This is a genomic window from Microbacterium sp. (assembly GCF_036566905.1).
Taxonomy (GTDB): domain Bacteria; phylum Actinomycetota; class Actinomycetes; order Actinomycetales; family Microbacteriaceae; genus Microbacterium.
The window spans coordinates 1-25,959 of sequence record NZ_DATCVK010000204.1; the positions used below are offsets into that span (position 1 = coordinate 1).

A 25,959-nucleotide genomic window follows, 5' to 3' on the forward strand; every position below is an offset into this window, starting at 1 on the left:
AGCAGCGCGAGCGCGCCCGGCCGCGGCAATGCGCCGACCGAGCCCACGGAGCCGACGAAGCCGTGACGGCTGACACCCTCACGCGGCGCGAGCACCGCAGCGCCGCGCGCGCCGCCAAGACCCGCGTCCACTGGGTCGTCCTCGCGGCCGTGCTGGTCGTGCTGGCCGCCGCCCTCGTGGTGCACGGGTACGTCACCGCCGCGGATCCCCGCTCGGGAACCGCGGCCGTCGACACCGCCGCCGACCGGGTCCCCGCCGAGGTCACCGGCGGCGGTCCCGTCATCGACCCCCGTGACGGTGGGGTGCGCACCGCGGCCCCCGCTCAGCGCACGGTCGCGCTGACCTTCGACGACGGACCCGACCCGCGGTGGACGCCTGAGATCCTCCGGGTCCTCCGCGAGCACGACGCGACCGCCACGTTCTTCGCCGTCGGCTCCGCGGTCGCCGACAACCCCGGGCTGGCCCGCGAGATCGTGGCCGACGGCAACGAGATCGGCGTGCACACGTTCACGCACCTCGACCTCGGCGCCGTGCCGCCGTGGCAGCAGAATCTGGAGCTCGTGGCCACCCAGCGCGCGATCGCCGCGGCGACCGGTGTGAGTGCGACGCTGTTCCGCCCGCCGTACAGCTCGACGAACACCGCCGTCACCAACGACACATGGGCAGCGATCGACGCAGCGGGTGCCGATGGTTACCTCTCGGTGCTCTCCACGCTCGACAGCAAGGACTGGACCACGCCCGGTGCGGACGCCATCGTCGATGCGGCCACCCCCGCCGGCGCCGCCGGGGCGGTCATCCTCATGCACGACGGCGGCGGCGACCGCAGCCAGACGGTGGCCGCCCTGGACGAGCTGCTCACGCAGCTCGGCGCCCAGGGATATCGGGTGACGTCGGTCGGCGAGGCGATCGGCGTCGAGGCGACGAACCCGTCGGCCTCCTGGTGGGACCGCGCCGCCGGCTGGGCGACGATCGCCGTCGTCCGCACGAGCGACCTGATCGTGATGGCACTCACCTGGGCGCTCCTGTTCAGCGGCATCGTCGTCGTGCTGCGTGCCGTCCTCGTGATCGGCGCCGCGATCCGTCATGTCCGTCGCGTCCGCGACGCCGGGCCGATGCTCATGCCGGTGACCGAGCCGGTGTCGGTCATCGTCCCCGCGTACAACGAGTCCGCGGGGATCGCCGCTGCGGTGCGGTCGATCGCGGCATCCGATCATCCCGTCGAGATCATCGTCGTGGACGACGGGTCCACCGACGACACCGCCGACATCGTCGAGCGCCTCGGCCTGCCGCGGGTCCGCGTGATCAGGCAGCAGAACCAAGGCAAGCCGGCGGCTCTGAACACCGGCATCGGTGCGGCGCAGCACGAGCTCATCGTGATGGTGGACGGCGACACCGTCTTCGAACCCGACACGGTGCGACTGCTGGTGCAGTCGTTCGCAGACCCGAAGGTCGGTGCGGTGTCGGGCAACACGAAGGTCGCGAACCGAGGCGGACTCCTCGGACGCTGGCAGCACATCGAGTATGTGGTCGGGTTCAACCTGGACCGCCGCCTGTTCGACGTGGCCGAGTGCATGCCCACGGTGCCGGGCGCCATCGGCGGATTCCGGCGGACGGCGCTCGAGGGTGTCGGCGGCGTGAGCTCCGACACCCTCGCCGAAGACACCGACCTCACGATGGCGCTGTGCCGCGACGGCTGGCGGGTCGTCTACGAAGAGACGGCGCGCGCCTGGACCGAGGCGCCCCAGTCGCTCGACGCGCTGTGGAAGCAGCGCTACCGCTGGTGCTACGGGACGCTCCAGGCGATGTACAAGCACCGTCACGCCGTTCGCCAGGGAGGTGCCGCCGGCAAGCTCGGCCGCCGCGGGCTCGGCTACCTGCTCGTGCTGCAGGTGCTGATGCCCCTGCTGGCGCCGGTCATCGACGTGTTCGCGCTGTACGGGCTCATCTTCCTCGACCCCGTCCGCATCATCGCGCTGTGGGCGGCGTTCCTGCTCGTGCAGCTGCTGATGGCGTGCTTCGCCTTCGCCCTGGATCGCGAGTCGCCGGGCCCGCTGTGGTCGCTGCCGCTGCAGCAGTTCGTCTACCGGCAGCTGATGTACCTCGTCGTGATCCAGTCGGTCTTCACCGCACTGGCCGGTACGCGCCTGCGCTGGCACCGGATGGAGCGCTACGGCTCCTTGCAGCGGCCCGCCTGATCGGCGGACTGCGCCTCAGCCTCGGCCGACCCTGTCACGTCGACGCGAAGACGACGACGGTCGTGTGTCCGAATCGTTGTGGTTCCGTGCCTGCCGTACGCCTCCGAATCGATAGAGTCGCGAGACCCCCTCGATGGAGATGCCGTGCGACGATCCCTTCCCCTCGCCCTCGCCGCCCTTGCCGTACTCGGCACGCTTACCGCGTGCGCGCCGGCGGCGCAGGGTGCTGCAAGCCCCACGCCCGTTACGACCCCCGCCTCGACACCTTCTCCCGCCTCGACGCCCACCGCGACTCTGGTGAGTGCCGGGACGCTTCCGCCGAGCGTCTTCGGCGCGGACTGTGAGATCGCAGTTCCCGCCGGTGTGCTCGCCGCCGCGACGGGCATAGAGGGAATCGAGATGACGCGTCGGGACGTGAACTGGACGCGCGCGATCAATAACATCGGCGGGCTGGTCTGCGAGTGGAGCGGTGGAAACGTCTCGGGACAGGTCACGATCATCCCGAAGGCGGGCCTCGATGGCGCCGCATTGTCCGCTGCCGACGCCGACTACTACTTCGAGGCGTGCGACTGGGGCTGTTCGTGGGAGGCGGAATCCGCCGCCCTCTGGATCAGCGGGTATGCATCCGACCTGCCTGATCTCGGCCGCGCCGAAGCCGATCGGATCGGGGCCGAGATCGCTGCCGGCATCGTCGCCAACGCGGCCGCCGCAGGCATCGACTGGCAGATCGACCGGACGCAGTGGTGGCCGGCTCAGGGGTGTGAGACGCTCGCCGCTGAGCTGACGACTCACCTGGGCCGACCAGTGGCGGCGCAGGCCGCGGGTTACCATGACCCGCCGAGCGCGGCGACCGCGCTCGCCGATATCGCCTCGCACCGCACGTGGTGCGCATTCGAGGGCGACGGTCGGCAGATCGCGCTCGCCGTCTTCGAGTCGGGCGCGGCATGGGACGTCCCATGGGCCGACCTCGGTGAGGCCGTCGACCTCGGCATTCCCGGAGTCGAGGCGTTCCTCTCCACCCAGGGTGGCTACCTGGGCGGGCAGGTCTACGAGGCGACCGACGGAATCAACGCCATGACCGTCGAGGTCGCGCCCGACAGCGGTTGGGGTGCTGAAGACCTGGCAACGGTCTTCGCGGAGGCTTTCGTCGCTCCCTGACCGACCTCAGCTGTCGTCGGGCATGAGGATCCACAGCAGCAGGTACATCAGGATCGATACGCCGAAGAACACGGTCGACGCGACCGTGAGCACGCGCACCGGCACGACGCTGCAGCCGAAGCGGTCCGCGATGCCCTGGCAGACCCCGGCGATCATGCGTCCCCGTCGGGGACGAACCAGGCGATGCATGCGTTCATCATCGCGTGGCAGATGTGCGCGCGCCAGGGGCAGGCGAGCGGCTGCTCGGCGTCAGCGCTCGGAGGGGACCAGGATCCAGAGCAGGATGTAGGCCCACAGCGACAGGCCGAAGAAGACGACGGCGACGACGGTGAGGATCCGGATCAGGGTCACGTTCCACCCGAAGCGGTTGGCGACGGCGGCGCAGACGCCGGCGATCCACCGGCCCTGCTGAGGTCTGACGAGTGCGTTCATGTCTTCATCATCCGCGAGTCGGACCGGCCCCGCACGGGTGCTGGCCCCCGGACTGGCAGGGGAGCAGGCCGCGGCCGGGCAGGAAGCCCCGCCGCGGACCGTGCTCAGCGCTCCGTCAGCTTGCCGTCGCGGTCGAGCTCGAGTACGAGACTGACGCCGATGCGCTCGAGGAACGCGTCGTCATGGCTCACCACGAGCACCGCGCCGCGGTAGGCGGCGATCGCGTCGACGAGCTGGTCGACCGTATCGAGGTCGAGGTTGTTCGTCGGCTCGTCGAACACGAGCAGTTGCGGCGGGGGATCGGCGAGCATCAGTCGGGCCAGAGCCACACGGAAGCGTTCTCCACCCGACAACGTTCCCACCGGGCGCTCCACGGCGGCTCCTCGGATGAGGAATCTCGCCAGCCGGTTGCGCAGCTCGACGATCGTGACGCCGGGCGCCGACGGAACGACGTTGGCGAGCACGGATGCCGCGTCGTCGAGCCCGTCGACGCGCTGTGGCAGATATCCGACGCGGTCGGTGTGCAGCGTGCCGCGTGCCGCACTCCTCGAGAACCCGTCGGACTGCTCGTCCGGGCGGGAATCCGCGTCAGTGTCGCCGGAATCCGAGGACTTGGTGCCCCCGGAACCCACCAGCCGCTCCAGCAGCGTCGTCTTGCCCGAGCCGTTCGGGCCGATCAGCGCGACCCGCTCGGGCCCCTGGATCACCCAGGACCGCTCGCCGTCGCCGAGCGTCGCGATACGGCGCCCTGCGGGCACGCCGGGATCGGGCAGATCGATCTTCACGATGTCGTCGTCGCGCACGCGACGCTCGGCGACATCGAGGGCCTCGCGCGCCGACGCCTCGCGATCGGCCTTCTCGCCGCGCAGCTTGCCCGCCGAGACCTGGGCCGCCATCCGACGTCCATTCGCGACGATCTTCGGCACGCGCTTCTCCTCGAACGCCTTCTGCCCCATCGCGGCGCGGCGCGAGATCGTCGTCTCGGCCTCGATGCGCTGGCGCTTCTCGCGCTTGACGGCCTGGCGCGCCGCTCGCTCGGCGTCACGGGCGGCGCCCTGCTCGGCCTCCAGCCACGCACGCCACTGCGAGTACGGACCGCCGAACACCGACAACTCGTTCGCATACAGCTCGGCGGTGTCGTCCATCAGCTCGAGCAGCGCCGTGTCGTGACTGACCACGACAAGGGCGCCCCGCCACGAGCGCACCATGTCGTACAGGCGCGCGCGGGCATCGCGGTCGAGGTTGTTGGTCGGCTCGTCGAGCAGCGCGATCTCGGGACTGCGCAGACGGATGCCGGCGATCGCGGTGAGCACCGCCTCTCCGCCCGACAGCTGCCCGACACTGCGATCGAGCATGTCGGGCGCGAGTCCGGCCTCGGCGAGCGCGGCGTGCGCGCGCGCCTCGATGTCCCAGTCGGAGCCGACCGCGTCGAAGTGACGCGGATCGGCATCGCCGGACTCGATGGCGCGCAGGGCGCGGAGGGTGTCGCCGACGCCGAGCAGGTCGGCGACGGGTCGGTCCACGTCGAGCGTCAGCCGCTGCGGCAGGTACGCGGCATCCGCTGTCCGCGCGATGTGCCCCGCGGCGGGTGTGAGATCTCCGGCGATCAGGCGCAGCAGCGTGGACTTTCCGGAGCCGTTGCGTCCGACGAGGCCGGTGCGTCCGGTGCCGAACGATCCGGAGACGTCGGCGAGCGCGACGGTGCCGTCGGCCCAGGCGAATGAGACGCGGTCGAGGACGATGACAGGTGTGAGAGTGTGTGCAGGCATGAGGCCTCCTGTGTCAGTCGAGCGCTGACGCCGAGGACCGCGGAACCCGCCCGGAGCGTGCCGGGCCGTGAAGGCGCAGGCATCGCGGGAGGAGAAGCGATGGATCGACGGGCAGCGCGGAATCTTCAGGCGCTGCGGGACGTCGAGGGTCGACGGAGCAGCGCGATTACAGCGCGGATGCGTCGATCAGCTTCAAGGGAGTTCCTCACCGAGGGGACAAAGGCCGAGAGACACCATAGCGGACGATGCGTCCGAATGGCAGGGAATCTTCTCCGTCGCAGGGGGGAGGCCGGCCGTGCCGCGCGTGCGTAGCGTGGGGCGCATGACCGATCGCTCCGCGCCCCACGCCGCCCCGCAGCCCATCGCCGGCGTGTGGGGATCCGCCCTCGGCACGGGGATCGGCGTGGGCGTGGGCATCGGCACGGCGCTGGGAGCAGCGCTCGGCAACATCGCCGTCGGTGTCTCGCTGGGTCTGGGGCTCGGCGCGGTTCTCGCGTCCGCGTACGCCGTCGCGGCGACCCGGAGGCGGGGCGCATCCGTCGCGGACGACGGCGAGCCGCCGGCGCAGGGCTAGGCCGATTCCGGGTCCTGCAGCGCCGTCAGCCGCTTGTCGAGGAATGCCGCCACATCGGCGAGTTCCTGCTCCGAGACGCTGTGCGTGAGGCCCGGGTAGACGCGGCCGCTGAGATCGGCGTGTTCGGGCAGCCACTGCGTGGTGTGGGCGACGACGAAGTCCGGAATGACGTCGTCGTTGGTTCCCCGGCCCCAGAACACCGGCGGCCGCAGCTCGGCGAGTGCGGCGTCCCCCGGCAGTTCGCCGGGCGTGGCGTAGCCCGACAGATTGACGGCGTAGGCGAAACGCTGCGGGTCGATGCGCATCGCCTGCAGCGACACGGCGCCGCCCTGCGAGAAGCCGAGAAGGCCGATGGATGCCGCACCCGCGGCATGCGCGTCGATCCACGTGATGACCGCCTCGGCGGCGCGGGTCACATGCGAGGCGTCGCGCCCCTCCAGCCCTTCGATCGGATACCAGGAGCGTCCAGGGGCCGGCCACGGTGGTGCGAGCGGCGCGGCGAGGCTCGCGACCGCGAATGCCTCGGGCAGGTATTGACGGAGCGGGTAGAGGTCGTGCTCGTCGGCGCCGTAGCCGTGGAGGAGCAGCAGCAGGTGCCGGCCGGCCACGGCCGACCGGTCGGTCGACCACAGTACGGCGTCGGCGTCGAGGACGAGCGCTTCCGGCATGCCCTCATCCTCCCATCGGCGGCCGACACGACCCAGGCGATCGCGTAGACGATTCGACGCGCATCCGCGTCGGAGCGGAGGACGCGCGGCAGGATCGGAACGGAGCGGGTATACAAGAGGCATGTCCGTGCGCACCCCTGACCCCGAACCTGCGGGCGACGAGCCGTTCGGCCCGCCGGCGGGGAACATCTCGAATCCGGCCTGGCTGAGCGACATCGAACTGGAGGAGGCGCGCCGCCGGCTGCCGATGCTCTACGTCGAGGGCGTGCCGGTGCGCACCGACGGGATGGGACAGGTCACCCAGGTCGGGATCCTGCTGCGGGCGACACCGGTGGGCGAGATCTCGCGCACCATCGTCTCGGGCCGCGTCCGCTACGGCGAGACGGTCCGCGACGCCCTCTTCCGCCACCTCGAGAATGACCTCGGCCCGATGGCGTTCCCGATGCTTCCGCCGCAGCCGACGCCGTTCACCGTCGCCGAGTACTTCCCGCTCCCCGGCGTGAGCGCCTACCACGACGACCGCCAGCATGCGGTGTCGCTCGCGTTCGTCGTGCCGGTGACCGGGACCTGCGAGCCGCGTCAGGATGCGCTCGAGGTCACGTGGCTGACTCCGGAGGAAGCGGCATCCGATGCCCTCTCCGCCGAGATGGAAGGCGGCCGGGGGACTCTCGTACGGCTGGCGCTCGCGAGCGTGGGCGCGCTGCGCTGAGCAGGCTGCGGCACCGTCGAATTTCCTCGCGGACCGTCCCCGTGGCCCCTTAGGCTCGCAGGGTGACCCTTGAGCCCCTGCCCTTTCCGTCCGACGCCGCCGGATGGGCGGCCTTCGCCGACGAGCGCCCTGCCGCCCGGATCGCCCAGGTCCGCGAGATCGACGAGCGACTGAAGTCCGAGCCGTCGCTCGCGACCGTCGAGCGTCTGGACCTGTGGAACGACGCCGACATCGCCCTCAGCGAGGCCCTCAGCGAGGCCTACGTCCTGAGCGAGTCGCACCCTGACCAGGCGGTGCGCGAGCGCGCCGAGGCGCAGGTGCAGACGGTCGAGTCGCTCTCGGCGGCGCGGCTGCTCGACCGCGATCTCTGGAACGCCTTCGCCGATGCGCCGGCCACCGCGCTCGACGACGATCAGGCGCGGCTGCTCGCCCACCTGCTGCGCGACTTCCGGCGCGGCGGCGTGGAGCTCGACGACGCCGAACGTGAGCGTGCCCGCCAGCTCGCGGACCGCGACACCGAGCTGTCGCTGGCGTTCTCACGCAACATCCGCGACGGGCGTCGCGAGATCACCGTCCCGGCCGACGGGCTGGCGGGGATGCCACAGGACTTCCTCGACTCCCACCCCGCCGACGAGCACGGTCGGGTGACGCTGTCGACCGACTACCCCGACCTCATGCCGGTCCGCGACTACGCCCGCGACCGCGGGACGCGGATCGCCCTCGTGAGCGCCTACAACGACCTCGCGTGGCCCGCGAACGACGCGATCCTGGCCGAACTGCTCGACGTCCGCGCCGAGCGCGCCCGGCTGCTCGGCTATCCGGACTGGGCCGACTACGAGACCGAGACCCGCATGATCGGGTCGGGTGCGGCGATCCCCGCCTTCCTGTCGCGGCTCGACGACGCGTCGCGCTCGGCGGCAGAGGTCGAGTACCCGCAGCTGCTCGAGCGGCTGCGGCGCGATGTCCCCGACGCAGAGGTCGTGACCATCGCCGACTTCTGGTACCTGCTGGGGGCGATCAAGCGGGAGCAGTACGACGTGGACGCCCAGCGGGTCCGCTCGTACTTCCCGTTCGAGCGGGTCGTGGCCGGCGTGCTCGACGTCACCGGCCGCCTGCTCGACGTCCAGTACGTGCCGGTCGACGCTCACGCGTGGCACGAGGACGTGCAGTCGTTCGACGTGCTGCGCGGTGATGAGCGGCTCGGACGCATCCACCTCGACCTGCACCCGCGCGAGGGCAAGTTCAGCCACGCGGCCTGCTTCCCGCTGGCACCGGGCGTCGCGGGCCGGGTGCTTCCCGAGGCCGCGCTGCTGTGCAACTTCTCCCGCGGCCTCCTCGAGCACGACGAGGTGGTGACGTTCTTCCACGAGTTCGGTCACCTGGTTCACGACATCCTCGGTGGCCGCCAGCGATTCGCGCGGTTCAGCGGAGTGGCGACCGAATGGGACTTCGTCGAGGCGCCGAGCCAGCTGCTCGAGGAATGGGCATGGGATGCCGGAGTGCTCGCCTCGTTCAGCGGCGACGCGCAGGGCGAACCCATCCCCGCCGACCTGGTGGATCGAATGCGCACCGCCGACGCCTTCGGACGCGCGCTCGAGGTGCGCCGGCAGCTCGGACACGCGAACGTGTCGTACCACCTTCACGTGGACCGGCCAGCCGATCTGCAGGCCGAGACCGAGCGGCTCTACGCCGCCGCCAGCCCGGTCCAGCCGCTGCCGGGACTCCACTCCTACGCGGGGTTCGGCCACCTCACCGGGTACGGCGCGTGCTACTACACGTACCAGTGGAGCCTCGTGATCGCGCGCGACCTGCTGAGCGGCTTCGCCGGCGGACTGATGGATGCCGAGGCCGCGCGTCGCTACCGCTCCGAGGTGCTCGAACGGGGCGGATCGCGCGACGCGAACGACCTCGTCAAGGCCTTCCTGGGTCGCCCGTCGTCGTTCGAGGCGTACCGGGAGTGGCTCGCCGGCTCCTGACGTTTCGCCAGCACAGCCGCGCGATGTAGGGTTCACCTACCCTGATACGCAGTCACCTGCGACACAACCCCCCGGTGTCGTCGAGGACGGTGCGGCCACCGCTGCTCGCGCGCGAGGCGACACGTTCGCCGGCGCCGTGGGCAGGGACGCACGCCTCCGCCGAGAGCACTCGCCGACACAGCAAGCCAGAAGCGGAGACACACCGATGTCCGACCACGCCGTGAGCGCCGGTAATCCGGGCCAGGACGACCCGACCCCCTTCGACAACCTCATCGGCGGCGACCCGGCGGCGACCTCGTTCGGGTCGGGCTTCACGACGACGTTCCGCGGGTACGACAAGGAAGAGGTCGACGCCGCGATCGCCGGACTCGACGCACGCGTGCGCGCGGCTCACGACGAGGTCGCGCAGCTGAAGCAGCACCAGCGCCGTGCCGGTGCCGCGGTCGCACAGAGCCGTGCCAAGGCGGAGCGCCTGGAGGCGGAGCTCCAGGCGGCCGCCGAGAAGCGCCAGGCCGAGATCGACGCCGCGATCGCCGCCCGCCGCGCCGAGCTCGATGCCGCGCTCGAGGCCAAGCAGCAGGAGATCGAGCGGCTCGAGGAGGCGCTCGCCGGGGCCGAGGAGGGCCGCCGGGCGGAGCTCGAGCGCATCGCGGCCGACGCTTCCGCCGCGCGCGACGAGGAGGGCGACATCGTCGAGCGGCTGCGGGGCGAGATCGAACTCGCCAACGCGAAGCTCGCCGACGCCGAGCAGCGGGTGCAGACCCTGAGCGACGAGCTCGTCGGCGCGACGACGGAGTCGCCGAACCGCCAGCAGTTCGAGGAGGTGCTGCGCGTCGCCGAGGACCAGGCGAGCCTGCTCATCCGCAACGCGAGCGTCCAGGGCGACCGGCTTCTCGAGGCGGCCCGCGAAGAGATCGCGAACCGCCGTTCGTCAGCGCTGGCCGAGGCGGAGGCGATCCTCTCGCAGGCCCAGCACGACGCCCAGCAGGTGCGGCTCAAGATCGACACCGAGCTGACCGCCCATGAATCCCGCATCGAGCGCGAGGCGGCGCACGCCGCCGAGAAGGTCTCGCAGGCCGAGCGCGAGGCCGCTGCCATCCGCTCGGAGGCGGAGAAGGGGGCAGCAGTGCTGCGCTCCGCCGTCGCGCGCGAGACGGCACGCGACCGGTCGGAGGCCGAGGAGGCGGTGCGCGAGCTGCGCCTGCGGGCACTCGAGTTCGAGGCATCCCTCACCCGCCGTCAGGATGACGCGCACCAGGAGTTCCTCGTGCTGCACAACCAGGCGGTCGCCCATGCCGAGCGCATCACGCAGGACGCCAACGACCAGGTGGCCGCTTCGCTCGATCACGCGCAGCGCGTGTCGGTGAAGGCCGAGGACTTCGAGCGGCTGATGCGCGCGCAGTCCCAGCAGATCGAGGCCGACGCGCAGCTGCGCGCACGCGAGCACCTCGAGCGGGCGCACGTGAAGGCGGAGCGCATCATCGACCTGGTGACGACGCACTCGCAGGCCGTGCTGCGTGACGCGGAGGACCGCACGCGTCAGCTGCGCTGGCAGCAGCACCAGCTGATGAGCTTCATGGCCGAGGTGAAGGAGCTCATCCGCCCCGAGACGTCGGCGAGGTCGGCCGTCACCACGGACGATGACGTCGCAATCGAGGGCGTTGAGCTGGAGCAGGCGGATGCCGGTCCCGGCGCGCCGGTCGAGCGCGAGGCCGACGAGGTCGAGGCTGCCGAGGTCCAGGCTGCCGAGGTCGAGGACGCCGGGGCCCGCGAGTCCGATGTCGCCGAGCAGTCCGAAGAGCCGGCCGATGCCGACGCGGAACTCGCCGACGCTCAGGCCGAGGCCGACGCAGAGATCTCCGACGCCGACACCTCCGAGGTTGAGGTGAAGGACGGCGAAGCGCGCGAAGCGGCGGTCGGCGAGCAGGGCGAGGACGTCGCGGACCACGAGGAGTCACGCGACTACTGACTCCGGTCGTTGAGCGAACGGCGCTCTAGCGCCCGAGACGAAACGCCCCGAACCCGGCTGCTGCGTCGGGTGCGGGGCGTTTCGTCTCGCTCGTTCCTCGCTCGCTCAACGACCGGGCGCAGGGTGGGCGTTTCGTCTCGCTCGTTCCTCGCTCGCTCAACGACCGGGCATCAGGTGGGGGCGCTCGACTAGGTCGCGGAGGTCTCGCGGGCGATCGCGGCGAGGAAGGCGTCGATGTCGTTCTCGGAGGTGTCGAAGCTGCACATCCAGCGCACCTCGTTCTTCGCGGCATCCCAGTCGTAGAACTTGAAGGACGTGCGCAGGCGGTCCGCGACGCCGTCGGGCAGCGTGGCGAAAACGCCGTTCGCCTGCGTCGGCTGCGTGAACGCGACGCCGGCGATCGAGCCGTCGGCGAGGCCCGCCTCGATGCCCGCGCGCAGGCGCTGCGCCATCGCGTTGGAGTGCGAGGCGTTGCGGAGCCACAGGTCGCCCTCGAGCAGGGCGAGCAGCTGCGCCGACACGAAGCGCATCTTCGAGGCCAGCTGCATGTCGAGCTTGCGCAGGAACTTCAGGCCCTCCGATGCCTCCGGGTTGAGCACCACGATGGCCTCGCCGAGCATTGCGCCGTTCTTGGTGCCCCCGAAGCTCAGCACGTCGACGCCCGCGTCGCGGGTGAACGCCCGGAACGGGACGCCGAGCGACGCGGCGGCGTTCGAGATGCGCGAGCCGTCCATGTGCACGCGCATGCCCAGGCTGTGCGCGTGGTCGGCGATCGCGGCGATTTCGTCGACCGTGTACAGCGTGCCGAGCTCGGTGGACTGCGTGATCGAGACGGCCAGCGGCTGCGCGCGGTGCTCGTCGCCCCAGCCCCACGCTTCGCGGTCGATGAGCTCGGGCGTGAGCTTGCCGTCATCGGTCGGCACGGTCAGCAGCTTGATGCCGGCCACGCGCTCGGGGGCGCCGCCCTCGTCGACGTTGATGTGCGCCGTGCCCGCCGTGACGACGGCGCCCCAGCGGGGGAGCATCGACTGCAGCCCGACGACGTTCGCACCGGTGCCGTTGAACACCGGGTACGCCTCGACGCCCTCGCCGAAGTGGCCGGCCATGACCTCCTGCAGGCGCGCGGTGTAGACGTCGTCGCCGTACGAGACCTGATGGCCGTCGTTGGCGGCCGCGATCGCGGCCAGCACCTCGGGGTGGATGCCGGAGTAGTTGTCCGAGGCGAAGCCCCGCAGGTTCGGGTCGTGGATCGTGGTCACGGGTGTCCAATCTAGTTCGCACAGCGACCCGGCTCCGCCGGGGACCGTCAGAGCGAAGGGTCGGTGAGTTCGACGATCGTGTCGTTCGTCTCGGTGGCGGGCGTCGCCCAGAGGTCGGCGAACCGCTGCGCGAGTGCTTCTTCGAGGCCGTCGAGGCTCTTGGTGCGGAAGATGACGGATGCCGCGGCCAGCGGCTGCCCGGAGTCCTTCGCGGCCTTCGCGAACCCCTGTGCGACGGCTCGCGCCCACGCCTCGCTCGCGGACTTGACGGCGGCGTAGTTGGCGCCGCCGGCGAGCGGGCGGGTGACCGCGAGCGACGAGACGATGGCGGTGCGCGCCGACGACGACGCGCGCAGGTCGGCGTCGAACGCCCGGCTGACGTGGCGCAGCGCGGTGAAGGAGCGTTCGAGCAAGAGGTAGTCCTCCTCGGTCTGTCCGGCGAGGCCGCCGCCGCCGCGCCATCCGCCGACGAGGTGGAGCACTCCGTCGACGGGGCCGTCGGCGGCGTGCACGCGCTCGGCGAGGGCGGCGACGTCGGCTTCATCGGTCAGGTCGCACACCTCGGAGCGGAGGCTCCCGGCCGAACCCACGTCCGCGACTCCGGCTTCCGCTCCGACGGAGTCCACGAGGTCGTTCAGCTTCTCGGGATCCCGTCCGACCGCGATGACCCGCGCCCCCGCAGCCACCAGCTCGCGGGCCGTGGCGAGACCGGACGCACTGGTGGCTCCGGCGATGACGACGACTTTGCCTTCAACGCTCATGCAACTACCCTTCCACGTCGAGAACGCACGGTCGCGGCGAACGACCACGTTCTCGCCGGGGCCGTGCGCGATCGGCGAGAACGGTGGACGCGATCAGGAGTGGCGGCCGGTGATGCCGGCGGTCGACTCGATGACCGGCTTCATCTTCTTGTCGAGCGCCTCGAAGAACATCGACAGCGGGAACTCGTCGTCCATGACCGCGTCGGTGTAGCCCTTGGGTGCTCCGGCGAGGATCTCGTCGGGGAGTCCGCGTGCCCAGCGCGACGCCGGGTGGGGTGTCAGCGTGGTCCGCACCAGGTCGTAGGCCGCGAGCCAGTGCGCGATCTTGGGCCGGTCGATCGAGCGCCAGTAGAGCTCGTCGATCGCCTCGCCGAGCGCGACAACGGCGGCGGGCACGTTCTCCCAGTCGAACGTCAGCGCCGTGTCGGTCCAGTGCAGCACGTCGCGCTGGTGCAGCCACGCGAACAGCAGCTGGCCGCCGAGCCCGTCGTAATTGCGTACCCGCGACCCGGTGATCGCGAAGCGGAAGATCCGGTCGAAGATCACGGCGTACTGCACGAGCTTCGCGTGCTCGAGCGTCTCGACCTCGGCCGGGTCCAGCGGTTCGACGGGCTCACCGGCCGAGAGAGCATCGATCCGCGCCGACAGCCGATGCTGGATCGCGACGCACTCGCGGAAGGCGGTGAGGTCGCACCGCAGCTCCTCCAGCGAGTACAGGAAGTACGGCATCCGCTGTTTGATCATGAAGGGATCGAACGGCAGGTCGCCGCGCATGTGGGTGCGGTCGTGGATGATGTCCCACATCACGAACGTCTTCTCGGTGAGCGCTTGATCGTCGAGCATGCGCGCGGCGTCTGCGGGCAGCTCGAGCTTCGTGATCTCGGCGGCGGCGCGCACGACGCGGCGGTAACGCGCCGCCTCGCGGTCCTGGAAGATCGCGCCCCACGTGAACCGCGGGAGCTCGCGCATCGCCACGGTCTCGGGGAAGAGCACGGCGCTGTTCGTGTCGTAACCCGGCGTGAAGTCGAGGAAGCGCAGCGACACGAACAGCTTGTTGCCGTAGTCGCCGGCCTCGAGCCGCGCGATGAACTCGGGCCAGATCACCTCGACCAGCACCGCCTCGACGCGACGGTCGCTCGAGCCGTTCTGCGTGTACATCGGGAAGACGACGAGATGACGGATGCCGTCGGCACGGTGCTGCTGCGGCTGGAAAGCCTGCAGCGAATCGAGGAAGTCCGGGATGCCGAAGCCCTCGTCCGCCCAGCGCTCGAAGTCGCGCACCGATGCGGCCAGGTACTCGGCGTCATGCGGGAACGCGGGCGCGAGCGCGCGGATGCCTGCGACGATCCCGTCGACGTGGGCGCGAGCATCGACGTGAGCGGCGACATTCGGAACGGAGCCGTCCTGCGCCTGCAGGGCCTGGATGGCGGTCGCCGCGTCCTTGAGCTGCCGCCACGCGTCGCTTTTCTCCGCGAGCCGGGGGTCCTCGACAACCTCGGGTTCGCCGACGATGACCTGCGTGCTGCGGGCGTGGATGGACATGTGAACCTCCGATCTTCGAGTCGAGGATGATCTCGGAGTCGATTCTACGGGACATCTTCCGGCAGGATAAACCTACGACAGGAAGACTTCCTGTCGGTGCCCGCGGCCGCTGATAGTCTCGGGGCATGAGCGAAGACGGCCCCGGACGCCTCGACGACGAGATCGACGCGGGCATCGTGCGCGAGGTGTCGCGCAACGCGCGTGCGACGCTGGCCGGGCTCTCCGCGGCCGTCGGGCTCTCGGTCTCGGCCGTGCAGACGCGGCTGCGCCGGCTGGAGGCTCGTGGCGTCATCACGGGCTATCGCGCACTCGTCGACGCCGAAGCCGTCGGCAAGCCGCTCGCCGCATTCGTCGAGATCACGCCGCTCGACCCCGGGCAGCCCGACAACGCCCCCGAGCTTCTCGAGCACCTGTCCGAGATCGAGGCGTGCCACTCGATCGCCGGCGACGCGAGCTACATGCTGCTGGTGCGGGTCGCCTCGCCCCGGCACCTGGAGACGCTCATCCGCGACATCCGTTCGGCCGCGTCGGTCAACACGCGCACCACGGTCGTGCTCCAGACCTTCTACGAGAACAGGCCGGTCTTCCCTGCCTGAGTCCGCGGGTAGCCTCGGGAGCATGCCTCCGTCACCCGAGCCGCCCGCGTTCGCCGACGGCCGGGGAGTCTTCATCGTGCGGAACGCCGCTTCCGGCACCGCCGTGGTGCGGGCGGACCCCGCCGAGACCTTCGCCACGCGACTGCCCGAGGCCACGATCCACGAGCTCGCCGACGGGGAGGACCTCGCGGAGGTGGTCGCCGATGCGATGCGATCGGAGGAACCACCCGCCGTCCTCGGCGTCTACGGGGGCGACGGCTCGGTATCGCGGATGGCGGGGCTCGCGCGGGAGCACGGGCGCCCGCTCCTGGTGATGCCGGGTGGAACCTTCAACCACTTCGCCCGCTCGGCGGGCCTCGACGACGTGGACACGGCCATCGACGCGCTCCAGAGCGGTACCACGATCGAGGTGAGTGCGATCGAGGCCCGGGCGGACGACGGCGAGCCGATCCTGGCGCTCAACGCGGTGTCGGTGGGGACATACCCCGAGCTCATCGACGAACGCGATCGGCGGCGTGCGTCCCTCGGCAAGTGGCTGGGCGGAATCGTCGCCGCGTGGCGGACCCTCAGGACCGCCGAGTCGCTGACGGTCGTGCGCGAGGGGCGGCGGGCGCGCGTGTGGTCGGTGTTCGTCGGCATCGGACGCAATGATCCCCAGCGCGTCGCGACGATGCAGCGCGAGACGCTCGTCGAGCCGACGCTCGACGTGCGCATCCACCACGCGCGCGGCTCACGCCTGCGGGCGATGGCGTCTCTCGCGTTCGGGCGGCGCACCGCCGCCGTGTTGCGAGCCGTGAGGCTCATGCCGCCTCGCTCCGACGTCGAGCGCCTGGTCGAGCCGGAGTTCGCCATGACGGTGCGCCTCGAGGAGGGGCATCCGTCGGTCTTCGTCCACGACGGCGAGCTCGAAGAGCAGGCGCCCGCGGGCTTCACGCTGCGCTGCGTCGCCATCCCCCGCGCGGTGACGGTCTTCGTGCCACCGCGCGAGGGCTGACGCGCCCGCCGGGTCAGTCGTGCTGGGGGAAGCCCAGGTTGATCCCGCCGTGCGACGGGTCGAGCCAGCGTGAGGTGACGGCCTTCTCCGCGGTGAAGAACTCGAACGCGTGCGGGCCGTACGCCTTCGTGTCCCCGAAGTGAGACGCCTTCCATCCACCGAACGAGTGGTACGCGACGGGCACGGGGATGGGCACGTTGATGCCGATCATGCCCACGGTCGCCTCGTGCTGGAAGCGGCGGGCCGCGCCGCCGTCGTTGGTGAAGATGGCGGTGCCGTTGCCGTACGGGCTGGAGTTGATGATGTCGAGACCGTCTTCGTAGCCCTCGACCCGCACGACCGAGAGAACCGGACCGAACACCTCGTCGGCGTACACCGACGAGGTCGTCGGCACGTTGTCGATGAGGGTCGGGCCGAGCCAGAACCCGTTCGGGTCGCCGTCGATGTCGACGTCGCGACCGTCGACGACCACCGAGGCCCCGTCGGAGGCGGCCACGTCGATGTACGAGGTGACCTTGTCACGGTGCTGCCCGGTGATGAGCGGGCCCATGTCGCACCCTCGCATGCCGTCGCCGGTGCGAAGGGTCTTCATCCGCTCCGACACCTTGGCGACGAACTCGTCGGCCACCGTGTCGACGGCCAGCACCACCGAGATGGCCATGCAGCGCTCGCCCGCCGAGCCGAAGCCCGCGTTCACGGCGGCGTCCGCGGCGAGGTCGAGGTCGGCATCCGGAAGCACCAGCATGTGGTTCTTGGCGCCGCCGAACGCCTGCACCCGCTTGCCGTGCGCGGTCGCCGTCTCGTAGACGTACTTGGCGATCGGCGTCGAGCCGACGAACGAGATCCCGCGCACGTCGGGGTGCTCGAGGAGCGCGTCGACGGCCTCCTTGTCGCCGTGGACGACGTTGAAGACGCCCTCCGGCAGGCCGGCCTCGGTCAGCAGTGCGGCCATCCAGTTCGCGGCGGTCGGGTCCTTCTCACTGGGCTTGAGCACCACCGCGTTGCCGGCGGCGAGCGCCACGGAGAAGAACCACAGCGGAACCATCGCCGGGAAGTTGAAGGGGCTGATGATGCCCACCACTCCGAGCGGCTGGCGGAGTGTGTACACGTCGATGCCGGTCGAGACGTTCTCGGAGTAGGCGCCCTTGGTGAGGTGCCCGACGCCGCACGCGAACTCGACGACCTCCATGCCGCGGGCGATCTCGCCCAGTGCGTCCGAGAGCACCTTGCCGTGCTCGGCGGTGAGGATCTCGGCGAGCTCCTGCTTGCGCTGGTTCAGCAGCTCGCGGAAGTTGAACAGCACCGCCTGGCGCTTCGCGATCGAGGCGTCGCGCCAGAGCGCCCACGACGCCGACGCGGCGTCGACCGCGTCGCCCACATCGGCGCGCGACGCGAACCGCACCTGCTTCTGCACGATGCCGAGTGCCGGGTTGAACACCTGTCCGGTGCGATCGGATGCCCCCGCCCAGGGGGCGCCGTTCACCCAGTGATCCAGGACAGCCGTGTCGGCATCCACCGTCTCGGTGTGCTCCATCGTGTCCGTCATTGTCGTGTTCCTCCTTTGGAATCCGCCTGAGCGTTTCGTGATCGCCCAGCAGTGCGGGATGCACGCGTCAGAAGAGGTCTTCCTCGACGCTCGTCAGGGCTTCATCGTAGATCGCGATCGCCTCCTGCACCTCCCCGTCGGTGACGACGCAGGGCGGCACGACGTGGATGCGATTGTCGGCGGCGAACGGCAGCAGGCCGCGCGAGGTGAGCTCCTTCTTGAGCCGGCCGATCACGTCGGCGCCCACCGGCTCGCGCGTCTCGCGGTCCGAGACGAGCTCGAGCGCCCAGAAGACGCCTTCGCCGCGCACCTCGCCGATGAGCGGATGCCGAGCGGCGAGCTCGCGGAGCCCTGGGCCGATCGCGTCCTCGCCGACGCGGCGGGCATTGTCGACGATGCCCTCGGCCTCCATCGCGTCGATGGACGCGACGATGGATGCCGCCGCCAGCGGGTGCCCGGAATAGGTGAGCCCACCGGGGAAGACGCGGTCGTCGAAGGTCGCCGAGATCGCGTCCGAGATGATCACGCCGCCCACCGGGACGTAGCCGGAGTTCACGCCCTTCGCGAACGTGATGAGGTCGGGCACGACGTCATACCCCTGGAACGCGAACCAGCGGCCGGTGCGGCCGAAGCCGGCCATGACCTCGTCGAGGATCAGCACGATGCCGTATTCGTCGGCCAGCGCCCGCACGCCGGCGAGGTAGCCGGGCGGCGGCAGCAGGATGCCCGCGGTGCCCGGAATCGACTCGAGCAGCAGCGCCGCGATCGTCGAGGGGCCCTCTGACTGGATGACGCGCTCGAGGTGGTGCAGCGCCCGCTCGGACTCCTCCTCGGGCGTGGTCGCCCAGAACTCGGAGCGGTACAGATACGGACCGAAGAAGTGCACGTGGCCGCGGGCGAACTGGTTCGGCATCCGTCGCCAGTCGCCGGTCGCGACGATCGCCGCGCCGGTGTTGCCGTGATACGACCGGTAGGTCGACAGAACCGTGTCGCGGCCGGTGTGCAGGCGGGCCATGCGGATGGCGTTCTCGATCGCGTCGGCGCCGCCGTTGGTGAAGAACACCTTGGCGAATCCGTCCGGCGCCTTGCCGAGGATGCGCTGCGCCGCCCGGCCCCGGGCGAGGTTGGCGGTGGCAGGGCCGATCGTCGCGAGCTCGTCGGCCTGTGTCCGGATGGCCGCGACGACGGCAGGATGCTGGTGCCCGATGTTGACGTTCACCAGCTGGCTCGAGAAGTCGAGCATGCGGCGGCCCGCGTGATCCCACACCACCGTCCCGGAGCCGCCGGCGATGACGGGGAGGTCGAGCCCAGCCTGCGCGGACCAGGAGTGGAACACGTGCTCGCGATCGAGCTCCTTCGCGAGGGCGTCGAGGTCTTCGGTCATGCGGCCACGCTTCCCGTTCTCCGTCGGCGGGTCAAGGGCGTTGCCGTCTCGCTTCGCCCGCTCAACGACCGGAGCACGGAGTCCGGCCGTTGAGCGAGCGAGGAACCAGCGAGACGAAACGGCCTCCTGACCTACTGACCGCCCTCGGTGAGGGTGACGTCGATCGGCGTGTACTCGCCGGCGACCTCGATGCCCTCGTCCTTCAGCTCGGCGAGCGCCTTCTCGATGTACTCGTTCGAGTAGGCCGAGTCGGCGGGCTCGGTGGTGATGAGCTCGAGGTCGTCCTGGTTCTTCGCCGACAGCGCTCCTGCGACGGTCTTGTCCCACGCGGCCTCGTCGACGAGCCCGAAGTCGGCGCCCGTCCAGATGAGCTTGTTGACCTCGTTCATCTGCCACAGCTGGTGGACGGGTCCCACGGGGAACGCGGCCTCGGCGTTGGAGGCGATGTCGTAGACGATCGTCGCAGCCTCCTCGGGGTTGTCGCGCGCGTAGATCCAGCCCTTGGTCACGGCCTTCAGGAACCGGACGGCGGCGTCGGCGTACGCGGGGTCGTCCTCGAGGCGCTGGGTATCGGCCCAGATCGCGTCCTGCAGCATGGCGCCTTCGGTGTCTTCGTACGAGATGACGTCGAAGTCCTCAGGCTGGTAGAGCTCGCCCGTCTCCGGGTTCACGACCTCGAGGATCTGCGCCCACTCGTTGTACGTCATCGCCTGGGCGGCGTCGACGTCACGGTCGAGCAGGGCGTTCATCGAGAAGTCCTGCGTCGTGATCGACACGGACGTGGAGTCGAGGTCCTCCGCGGCCATGGCCGCGAAGATCTCCCACTCGTTGCCGAAGCCCCACGAGCCGATGCGCTTGCCTTCGAAGTCCGAGACGGACGTGATGCCGTCGCCCTTCCACGCCACCTGGAGCGTGCCCGACTTCTGGAACACCTGCGCGATGTCGGTGAGCTCGACGCCCGTCGCCTCCAGCGTGCCGAGCACCTTGGGCACCCAGGCGATCGCGAAGTCGACGTCGCCCGCGACCAGAGCGTCCTGCGGCACGATGTCACCGCCCGAGGGCACGATCTCGACGTCGTCGAAGCCCTCCTCCTCGAAGTAGCCCTTCTCCTGGGCGACGTAGTAGCCGGCGAACTGGGCCTGCGGCAGCCACTGCAGCTGCAGCTTGATCGAGCTGAGCGGCTCGAAGTCCGCGTCGTCGCCGCTGTCGCCGGAGTCGCCGGAGCCTGAGCAGGCGGCGAGAGCAAGTGCCGCGATCGTCGCGACGGATGCCGCGGCCAGCCCACGTCGGATGCCGGAGCTGCGCGAGTTGCTGTGTCTCATTGCGTTCCTTTCGTGTGGTGCGTCTTTCTTGGTGGTAGAGCCTGTCGAAACCCGCCGGTCAGGCCGGCGACCGCCTCGTCGCCAGCCGCTCGAGGAGCGAGGTCACGAGGAAGAACACGAGGCCGATGATGATGCCGCCGAGGACGTATGCCCACGCGAGGGCGGCACGCCCCGATTTCGCGTAGGTCGCGATCGCGGTGCCGATGCCGTCGGCCGGACCGCCGAAGTACTCGGCGACCAGCGCGGCGATCACGGCGAGCGAGCTCGCGATGCGCAGACCCGTCATCAGGTAGGGCAGCGCGGTCGGCAAGGTGAGCACGCGGAACGTCTGGAAGCCGGATGCCGCCGACGAGCGCAGCAGGTCGCGATGCACGGGCCGGGTCTGGCGGAGGCCGCGCAGGACGTTGACGAACACCGGGATGAACGCCGCGATCGTCGCCACCGCCTGTCGCCCGAACTGGCTCGACGCGCCGAACATGGTGTTGAGGATCGGCGTGACGGCGACGATCGGGATGACCGCGAGCGCCGACACCAGCGGAGCGAGCATGCCGTCGACGGGTCGGGCCGCGGCGGCGAGTCCGGCGAACAGGAGCGCGAGGAGGGAGCCCACCACGAGGCCGATCAGCGCGTTCGTGGCCGTGATCTTCATGTCGTCGAGGATGATCGGGAACCGGCGGACGAACTCCTCGGCGATCGCGATTGGGCTCGGCAGCATCCGAGGAGCGGTGCCCAGCACGTCGACCCAGAAGATCCAGATCGCGAGGATGAGGATGCCGACCACGACGGGCGCCACCCACCGCAGCCAGCTCGGAAGCTCGCGCTCGCCGGGACCCGGCGCCGCTCCCGCCGGCGTCGGCGGGGCGGGCAGCATGGTGGTCGCAGCATCCGTCATGATTCACTCGCCCTCGCCACAGGCGAGCCGTGCAGCGCCTCGCGGACGGCGGTGACGCGGTCGAAGAACGCCGGCGACTCGCGCAACGACTCGTCGCGCTGGTCGCCGAGGCCCGTCTCGATGACGTCGGTGATGCGGCCAGGACGCGGGCTCATCACCACGACACGGTCGGAGAGGAAGACCGCCTCCGGGATCGAGTGCGTCACGAACACCACGGCGGCCGAGGTCTCGGCCGCGATGCGGGTGAGTTCGGACTGGAGCCGCTCGCGCGTCATCTCGTCGAGCGCGCCGAACGGCTCGTCCATGAGGAGGAGCTTCGGCCGCGCGGCGAGTGCGCGGGCGATCGCGACGCGCTGCTGCATGCCGCCGGACAGCTGGTCGGGGTACCGGTCGACGAAGTCCGACAGACCGACCAGCTCGGCGAGCTCGGCGACACGGCTCGCCCGCTCGCCTTTGCCGGTGCCGTGCAGCTCGAGCGGCAGTCCGATGTTGGCGGCAACCGTGCGCCACGGCAGGAGTCCTGCCTGCTGGAAGGCGATGCCGTAGTCCTGGTCGATGCGGGCGCGCTTGGCGGGCTTGCCGAAGATCTCGAGGGTGCCGGTGGTGGCCTGGTCGAGGTCGGCGATCAGGCGCAGCAGCGTGGACTTGCCGCAGCCCGAGGGGCCGATGAGCGACACGAACTCGCCGGCGGCGACCTCGAGCTCGACCTCGGTGAGCGCGACGACCTCCCCGGTCTTCGTCGGGAACACCTTCCCGACTCCTGCTGCGTGCACGGCAAGGTCCGTCATGCGGTGGCCTCTCCTCTGCGGTAATTGGCGAGTCCGAGCCCGATCAGGGCCACCGAGCCGGCGGCGATCAGGCCGAGGGCGATCGAGCCGAACGTCGGCCCCCACGGCGCGGCGGGGTCGCTCGAGGCCTGGCCGGCCAGCTGGATCAGCATGCGGCCGATCCCGCCGCGCATGCCGATCGACACCTCGGCGACGACCGCGCCGAGCACGGCGTTCGCGGCGGCGAGCCGGAGCGCGGGCAGCAGGTGCGGCACCGCGGCGGGCAGGCGCAGACGCAGGAGCGTCGGCCAATAGCCGGCGGCGTAGCTGGTCATCAGATCGAGGTGGATGCGGTCGGGTGAGCCGAGGCCGCGGAGCACGCCGACGGCGACCGGGAAGAACGCGAGGTACGACGCGATGACGGCGACCGACAGCCACTGCGGCCACGAGCCGCCACCGCGGTCGATCTGATTGCCGATCGCGTTGACGACCGGGGCGAAGGCGATGAGCGGCACGATCTGGCTGACCACGATCCAGGGGAGGAGGCCCCATTCCAGCAGGCGCCAGCGCTGCATGACGAGACCGAGCACCGCTCCGACGGCGACGCCGATCAGCCAGCCGACGGCCGCGATGCCGAGAGTCACGAGCGCGGCGCCGGCGACCGAGACCCACAGCGGCGGGGTGTCGCCGCCGCTGGTCGGGGCGAACAGCCGGGCGACCATGTCCCAGACGTGCGGCATGGCGCGGTCGTGGGTGCGCGGCAGGATCATGACCCCCGAGCCCGACTCGCCGGCCACCGCGCCGACCACGAACCCGTCGCTGGGGCCGAGGAACTTGTACAGCTCCCACAGCACGAGCACGGCGAGCACGCCGAGGGCTCCCCAGCCCGCGGCGATCCAGCCGCGCAGCTCGCCCTGCCTTCGGGCCGACCAGCCGATCGGTCTCATGCCGCAGCCCTCACTTCTTCGCGGCGACGTGAGTCTGGAGCGCAGGGATCACGGTCTCGCCGTAGACGCGGAGGGTCTCCTCCTTGTTGTCGTGCTGCAGATAGCCGGCGAACTGGGTGACGCCGAGCTCGCGCAGCTGCTCGAGCTTGGCGATGTGCTCGTCGGCGGTGCCGAGGATGCAGAAGCGCTCGACGATCTCGTCGGGCACGAAGTCGACGTGGTCGTTGTCGGCCTTGCCGTGCGTGTTGTAGTCGTAGCCCTGGCGGCCGGCGATGTAGTCGGTCAGCGCATCGGGAACGGCCCCATGCTCGCCGTACTTGGCCACGATGTCGGCGACGTGGTTGCCCACCATCCCGCCGAACCACCGGCACTGGTCGCGCATGTGCGCGCGGTCGTCGCCGATGTACATGGGCGCCGCCACGCAGAAGGCGAGCGACTCGGGGTCGCGGCCGGCGGCCGCGGCGGCATCCTTCACCGTCTTGATCATCCAGGCGGCGATGTCGACGTCCGCGAGCTGCAGGATGAAGCCGTCGCCGACCTCGCCGGTGAGCTTGAGCGCCAGCGGGCCGTAGGCGGCCACCCAGACGTCGAGCTGCGACCCGCGGCTCCATGGGAACTGCAGGGTCGCGCCCTTGTACTCGACCGGGCGGGAGTTGGCCAGCTCGCGGATCACGTGGATCGACTCGCGCAGCTCGGCCATCGTCACCGGCTTGCCGTTGGTGACCCGCACCGCCGAGTCGCCGCGGCCGATGCCGCAGATCGTGCGGTTGCCGTACATCTCGTTGAGCGTGGCGAAGACCGATGCCGTGACCGTCCAATCGCGCGTCGCGGGGTTCGTGACGAACGGCCCGACCGTGACCCGCTTGGTCTCGGCGAGGATCGCGGAGTGGATGACGTAGGGCTCCTGCCACAGCAGGTGCGAGTCGAACGTCCACACGTGGCTGAACCCGTGTGCCTCGGCGAGCCGGGCGAGCTGCACGGTGCGCGCGGCGGGCGGATTGGTCTGGAGAACGACTCCGAAGTCCATGGTTGCTCCTAGGTCAGCGACCGCGGGCGGTCAGATGAGGTACTGCGAGAGGCCGCGCTTGAGGAAGCGGCCGTCGCCCTTGGAGCCGTGGTACTGCCCGCCGTCGACCACGACCTTGCCGCGTGAGATCACGGTGTCGACGTGCCCGTCGATCTCGAATCCCTCCCACGCCGAGTGGTCCATGTTCATGTGGTGGGATGCCGCGGAGATGCTGGTGTGGCCGTCGGGGTCGTAGACCACGACGTCGCCGTCCGCGCCCGGCTGGATGACGCCCTTGCGGCCGTAGAGGCCGAACATGCGCGCGGGCGTCGTCGAGGTGAGCTCCACCCACCGCTCGAGCGTGATCTTGCCGGTCACGACCCCCTGGTACATGAGGTCCATGCGGTGCTCGACCGAGCCGATGCCGTTGGGGATCGCGCGGAAGTCGTCGAGGCCGAGGTCCTTCTGCCCCTTCATGCAGAACGGGCAGTGGTCGGTCGATACCATCTGGATGTCGTTGGTGCGCAGCGCCTGCCACATGTGGTGCTGGTGGCCGTCCTTGCTGCTGCGCAGCGGCGTCGAGCACACCCACTTCGCGCCCTCGAACTGCCCCCACTCCTCGCTGAAGGCGCCGAGCTGCTCCTCGAGCGACAGGTAGAGGTACTGCGGACAGGTCTCGCCGAACACGTTCCAGCCCTGGTCGCGCGCCCACGCGAGCTGGTCGACCGCCTGCTTCGCGCTCACGTGCACGACGTACAGCGGGGCGCCGGTGAGGTTGGCGAGCATGATGGCCCGGTGGGTGGCCTCCTCCTCCATCTGCCAGGCGCGGGCGATGCCGTGGTAGTACGGCGCCTTCTTGCCGGCATCCGCCAGCTGCGCCGCCAGCACGTCGATCGCCGGGCCGTTCTCGGCGTGCATCATCGTGAGCATGCCGGTCTCCTGCGACACCTGCATCGCCTTCAGCACCTGCGCGTCGTCGGAGTAGAAGACGCCCGGGTAGGCCATGAAGAGCTTGAAGCTCGAGATGCCCTCGTCGACGAGTCCGCGCATCGCGGCGAGCGAGTCGTCGTCGACGCCGCCGATGATCTGATGGAAGCCGTAGTCGATGGCGCAGTTGCCGGCGGCCTTCTCATGCCAGGCGGCCAGGCCGTCCTGCACGCGCTCGCCGTAGCGCTGCACCGCGAAGTCGATGATCGAGGTGGTGCCGCCCCAGGCGGCCGCCCGCGTGCCGGTCTCGAACGTGTCGGACGCGTTGGTGCCGCCGAACGGCAGCTCCATGTGCGTGTGCGCGTCGATGCCGCCTGGGATCACGTACTTGCCGGTGGCGTCGATGACGGTGTCGACGGATGCCGCGACATCCGTCCCGAGAAGCTGGGACCCCGGCGCCAGGACGGCGACGATGGTCTCGCCGTCGATGAGCACGTCCGCTTCGCCGCGACCGGTCGCCGAGACGACGGTTCCGCCCGTGATGAGTGTGGTTGCCATTCCTGCCC

The 25,959-nt window shown here is 70.4% G+C and carries 23 protein-coding genes; 8 read left to right on the forward strand and 15 right to left on the reverse strand.

Annotated elements, in window-relative coordinates; genetic code table 11:
- Positions 1-2,195: bifunctional polysaccharide deacetylase/glycosyltransferase family 2 protein (locus tag VIP82_RS17070; protein WP_331910765.1), on the forward strand; the 2,195-nt coding region annotated here is incomplete at its 5' end.
- A 399-nt stretch (positions 2,196-2,594) separates the two neighbouring features.
- Complete coding sequence (locus VIP82_RS17075) at positions 2,595-3,353, forward strand: hypothetical protein (RefSeq protein WP_331910767.1); 759 nt, start codon at positions 2,595-2,597, stop codon at positions 3,351-3,353.
- Positions 3,354-3,359: 6 nt separating this feature from the next.
- Here the strand turns inward: VIP82_RS17075 and VIP82_RS17080 are convergent, their stop codons facing one another.
- The 3 genes from VIP82_RS17080 to VIP82_RS17090 form a co-directional block, all read right to left on the reverse strand.
- The gene (locus tag VIP82_RS17080; RefSeq protein ID WP_331910769.1) at positions 3,360-3,542 is read right to left on the reverse strand and encodes a PspC domain-containing protein; all 183 of its coding nucleotides are present in this window, start codon (positions 3,540-3,542) and stop codon (positions 3,360-3,362) included.
- 60 nt (positions 3,543-3,602) lie between these two features.
- The gene (locus tag VIP82_RS17085) at positions 3,603-3,785 is read right to left on the reverse strand and encodes a PspC domain-containing protein (RefSeq protein WP_331910771.1); all 183 of its coding nucleotides are present in this window, start codon (positions 3,783-3,785) and stop codon (positions 3,603-3,605) included.
- 104 nt (positions 3,786-3,889) lie between these two features.
- Entirely contained in the window at positions 3,890-5,554 is a 1,665-nt protein-coding gene (locus tag VIP82_RS17090) for an ABC-F family ATP-binding cassette domain-containing protein (RefSeq protein ID WP_331910773.1), read from the reverse strand.
- Between the two features lie 322 nt (positions 5,555-5,876).
- Between VIP82_RS17090 and VIP82_RS17095 the strand changes: the two genes are divergently transcribed.
- Positions 5,877-6,128 carry a hypothetical protein gene (locus VIP82_RS17095; protein WP_331910775.1) on the forward strand — a complete coding sequence of 84 codons (252 nt, stop codon included), beginning with the start codon at positions 5,877-5,879 and terminating at the stop codon, positions 6,126-6,128.
- Here the strand turns inward: VIP82_RS17095 and VIP82_RS17100 are convergent.
- Positions 6,125-6,796 (reverse strand): alpha/beta hydrolase, encoded by a 672-nt coding sequence (locus VIP82_RS17100; protein WP_331910777.1) that lies wholly within the window; start codon positions 6,794-6,796, stop codon positions 6,125-6,127. The two genes, VIP82_RS17095 and VIP82_RS17100, sit on opposite strands and share 4 nt — an antisense overlap.
- Before the next feature lie 121 nt (positions 6,797-6,917).
- On the opposite strand from VIP82_RS17100, the gene VIP82_RS17105 reads away from it, so the two are divergent.
- The 3 genes from VIP82_RS17105 to VIP82_RS17115 all read left to right on the forward strand — a co-directional run bounded on the left by VIP82_RS17105 (position 6,918) and on the right by VIP82_RS17115 (position 11,450).
- Positions 6,918-7,505: an NUDIX hydrolase family protein gene (locus VIP82_RS17105; RefSeq protein WP_331910779.1), complete on the forward strand. Its 588-nt coding sequence runs from the start codon at positions 6,918-6,920 to the stop codon at positions 7,503-7,505.
- 62 nt (positions 7,506-7,567) lie between these two features.
- Complete coding sequence (locus VIP82_RS17110; RefSeq protein WP_331910781.1) at positions 7,568-9,481, forward strand: M3 family metallopeptidase; 1,914 nt, start codon at positions 7,568-7,570, stop codon at positions 9,479-9,481.
- A gap of 205 nt (positions 9,482-9,686) precedes the next feature.
- Entirely contained in the window at positions 9,687-11,450 is a 1,764-nt protein-coding gene (locus VIP82_RS17115; protein WP_331910783.1) for a coiled-coil domain-containing protein, read from the forward strand.
- 188 nt (positions 11,451-11,638) lie between these two features.
- Here VIP82_RS17115 and VIP82_RS17120 read toward each other — a convergent pair whose 3' ends face one another.
- The 3 genes from VIP82_RS17120 to VIP82_RS17130 form a co-directional block, all read right to left on the reverse strand.
- The gene (locus tag VIP82_RS17120; protein WP_331910785.1) at positions 11,639-12,709 is read right to left on the reverse strand and encodes a threonine aldolase family protein; all 1,071 of its coding nucleotides are present in this window, start codon (positions 12,707-12,709) and stop codon (positions 11,639-11,641) included.
- Positions 12,710-12,756: 47 nt separating this feature from the next.
- Entirely contained in the window at positions 12,757-13,470 is a 714-nt protein-coding gene (locus VIP82_RS17125) for an SDR family NAD(P)-dependent oxidoreductase (protein ID WP_331910787.1), read from the reverse strand.
- A 93-nt stretch (positions 13,471-13,563) separates the two neighbouring features.
- Complete coding sequence (locus VIP82_RS17130) at positions 13,564-15,012, reverse strand: DUF6421 family protein (RefSeq protein ID WP_331910789.1); 1,449 nt, start codon at positions 15,010-15,012, stop codon at positions 13,564-13,566.
- 125 nt (positions 15,013-15,137) lie between these two features.
- On the opposite strand from VIP82_RS17130, the gene VIP82_RS17135 reads away from it, so the two are divergent.
- Positions 15,138-15,608 carry an Lrp/AsnC family transcriptional regulator gene (locus VIP82_RS17135; protein ID WP_331910791.1) on the forward strand — a complete coding sequence of 157 codons (471 nt, stop codon included), beginning with the start codon at positions 15,138-15,140 and terminating at the stop codon, positions 15,606-15,608.
- Positions 15,609-15,630: 22 nt separating this feature from the next.
- Positions 15,631-16,602 carry a diacylglycerol/lipid kinase family protein gene (locus tag VIP82_RS17140; protein WP_331910793.1) on the forward strand — a complete coding sequence of 324 codons (972 nt, stop codon included), beginning with the start codon at positions 15,631-15,633 and terminating at the stop codon, positions 16,600-16,602.
- Between the two features lie 13 nt (positions 16,603-16,615).
- Here the strand turns inward: VIP82_RS17140 and VIP82_RS17145 are convergent, their stop codons facing one another.
- From VIP82_RS17145 to hydA, 8 genes are all read right to left on the reverse strand, one after another.
- Entirely contained in the window at positions 16,616-18,148 is a 1,533-nt protein-coding gene (locus VIP82_RS17145) for a CoA-acylating methylmalonate-semialdehyde dehydrogenase (RefSeq protein WP_331910795.1), read from the reverse strand.
- Between the two features lie 67 nt (positions 18,149-18,215).
- Positions 18,216-19,532 carry an aspartate aminotransferase family protein gene (locus VIP82_RS17150; RefSeq protein WP_331910797.1) on the reverse strand — a complete coding sequence of 439 codons (1,317 nt, stop codon included), beginning with the start codon at positions 19,530-19,532 and terminating at the stop codon, positions 18,216-18,218.
- Positions 19,533-19,663: 131 nt separating this feature from the next.
- The gene (locus VIP82_RS17155; protein ID WP_331910799.1) at positions 19,664-20,854 is read right to left on the reverse strand and encodes an ABC transporter substrate-binding protein; all 1,191 of its coding nucleotides are present in this window, start codon (positions 20,852-20,854) and stop codon (positions 19,664-19,666) included.
- Positions 20,855-20,912: 58 nt separating this feature from the next.
- Entirely contained in the window at positions 20,913-21,746 is an 834-nt protein-coding gene (locus VIP82_RS17160) for an ABC transporter permease (RefSeq protein WP_331910801.1), read from the reverse strand.
- Entirely contained in the window at positions 21,743-22,534 is a 792-nt protein-coding gene (locus tag VIP82_RS17165) for an ABC transporter ATP-binding protein (RefSeq protein WP_331910803.1), read from the reverse strand. The genes VIP82_RS17160 and VIP82_RS17165 overlap by 4 nt, the downstream gene beginning before the upstream one ends.
- Positions 22,531-23,460, reverse strand: a complete 930-nt coding sequence (locus VIP82_RS17170) for an ABC transporter permease (RefSeq protein ID WP_331910805.1) — start codon at positions 23,458-23,460, stop codon at positions 22,531-22,533. Before VIP82_RS17170 ends, VIP82_RS17165 begins: the two co-directional genes overlap by 4 nt.
- Positions 23,461-23,470: 10 nt before the next feature.
- Positions 23,471-24,487, reverse strand: a complete 1,017-nt coding sequence (locus VIP82_RS17175; RefSeq protein ID WP_331910807.1) for a TIGR03842 family LLM class F420-dependent oxidoreductase — start codon at positions 24,485-24,487, stop codon at positions 23,471-23,473.
- Positions 24,488-24,517: 30 nt separating this feature from the next.
- On the reverse strand, positions 24,518-25,951 hold the full coding sequence (gene hydA, locus VIP82_RS17180; RefSeq protein ID WP_331910809.1) for a dihydropyrimidinase: 1,434 nt from the start codon (positions 25,949-25,951) through the stop codon (positions 24,518-24,520).
- Between the last annotated feature and the right edge of the window lie 8 nt (positions 25,952-25,959).

Coding starts and splice junctions, on each gene's coding strand:
- VIP82_RS17175 (WP_331910807.1), bottom strand. CDS start 24,487: ATGGACTTCGGAGTCGTTCTCCAGACCAATCCGCCCGCCGCGCGCACC.
- hydA (WP_331910809.1), bottom strand. CDS start 25,951: ATGGCAACCACACTCATCACGGGCGGAACCGTCGTCTCGGCGACCGGT.
- VIP82_RS17170 (WP_331910805.1), bottom strand. CDS start 23,460: ATGAGACCGATCGGCTGGTCGGCCCGAAGGCAGGGCGAGCTGCGCGGC.
- VIP82_RS17100 (WP_331910777.1), bottom strand. CDS start 6,796: ATGCCGGAAGCGCTCGTCCTCGACGCCGACGCCGTACTGTGGTCGACC.
- VIP82_RS17165 (WP_331910803.1), bottom strand. CDS start 22,534: ATGACGGACCTTGCCGTGCACGCAGCAGGAGTCGGGAAGGTGTTCCCG.
- VIP82_RS17090 (WP_331910773.1), bottom strand. CDS start 5,554: ATGCCTGCACACACTCTCACACCTGTCATCGTCCTCGACCGCGTCTCA.
- VIP82_RS17095 (WP_331910775.1), top strand. CDS start 5,877: ATGACCGATCGCTCCGCGCCCCACGCCGCCCCGCAGCCCATCGCCGGC.
- VIP82_RS17140 (WP_331910793.1), top strand. CDS start 15,631: ATGCCTCCGTCACCCGAGCCGCCCGCGTTCGCCGACGGCCGGGGAGTC.
- VIP82_RS17135 (WP_331910791.1), top strand. CDS start 15,138: ATGAGCGAAGACGGCCCCGGACGCCTCGACGACGAGATCGACGCGGGC.
- VIP82_RS17160 (WP_331910801.1), bottom strand. CDS start 21,746: ATGACGGATGCTGCGACCACCATGCTGCCCGCCCCGCCGACGCCGGCG.
- VIP82_RS17155 (WP_331910799.1), bottom strand. CDS start 20,854: ATGAGACACAGCAACTCGCGCAGCTCCGGCATCCGACGTGGGCTGGCC.
- VIP82_RS17150 (WP_331910797.1), bottom strand. CDS start 19,532: ATGACCGAAGACCTCGACGCCCTCGCGAAGGAGCTCGATCGCGAGCAC.
- VIP82_RS17130 (WP_331910789.1), bottom strand. CDS start 15,012: ATGTCCATCCACGCCCGCAGCACGCAGGTCATCGTCGGCGAACCCGAG.
- VIP82_RS17080 (WP_331910769.1), bottom strand. CDS start 3,542: ATGCATCGCCTGGTTCGTCCCCGACGGGGACGCATGATCGCCGGGGTC.
- VIP82_RS17145 (WP_331910795.1), bottom strand. CDS start 18,148: ATGACGGACACGATGGAGCACACCGAGACGGTGGATGCCGACACGGCT.
- VIP82_RS17075 (WP_331910767.1), top strand. CDS start 2,595: ATGACGCGTCGGGACGTGAACTGGACGCGCGCGATCAATAACATCGGC.
- VIP82_RS17085 (WP_331910771.1), bottom strand. CDS start 3,785: ATGAACGCACTCGTCAGACCTCAGCAGGGCCGGTGGATCGCCGGCGTC.
- VIP82_RS17105 (WP_331910779.1), top strand. CDS start 6,918: ATGTCCGTGCGCACCCCTGACCCCGAACCTGCGGGCGACGAGCCGTTC.
- VIP82_RS17115 (WP_331910783.1), top strand. CDS start 9,687: ATGTCCGACCACGCCGTGAGCGCCGGTAATCCGGGCCAGGACGACCCG.
- VIP82_RS17125 (WP_331910787.1), bottom strand. CDS start 13,470: ATGAGCGTTGAAGGCAAAGTCGTCGTCATCGCCGGAGCCACCAGTGCG.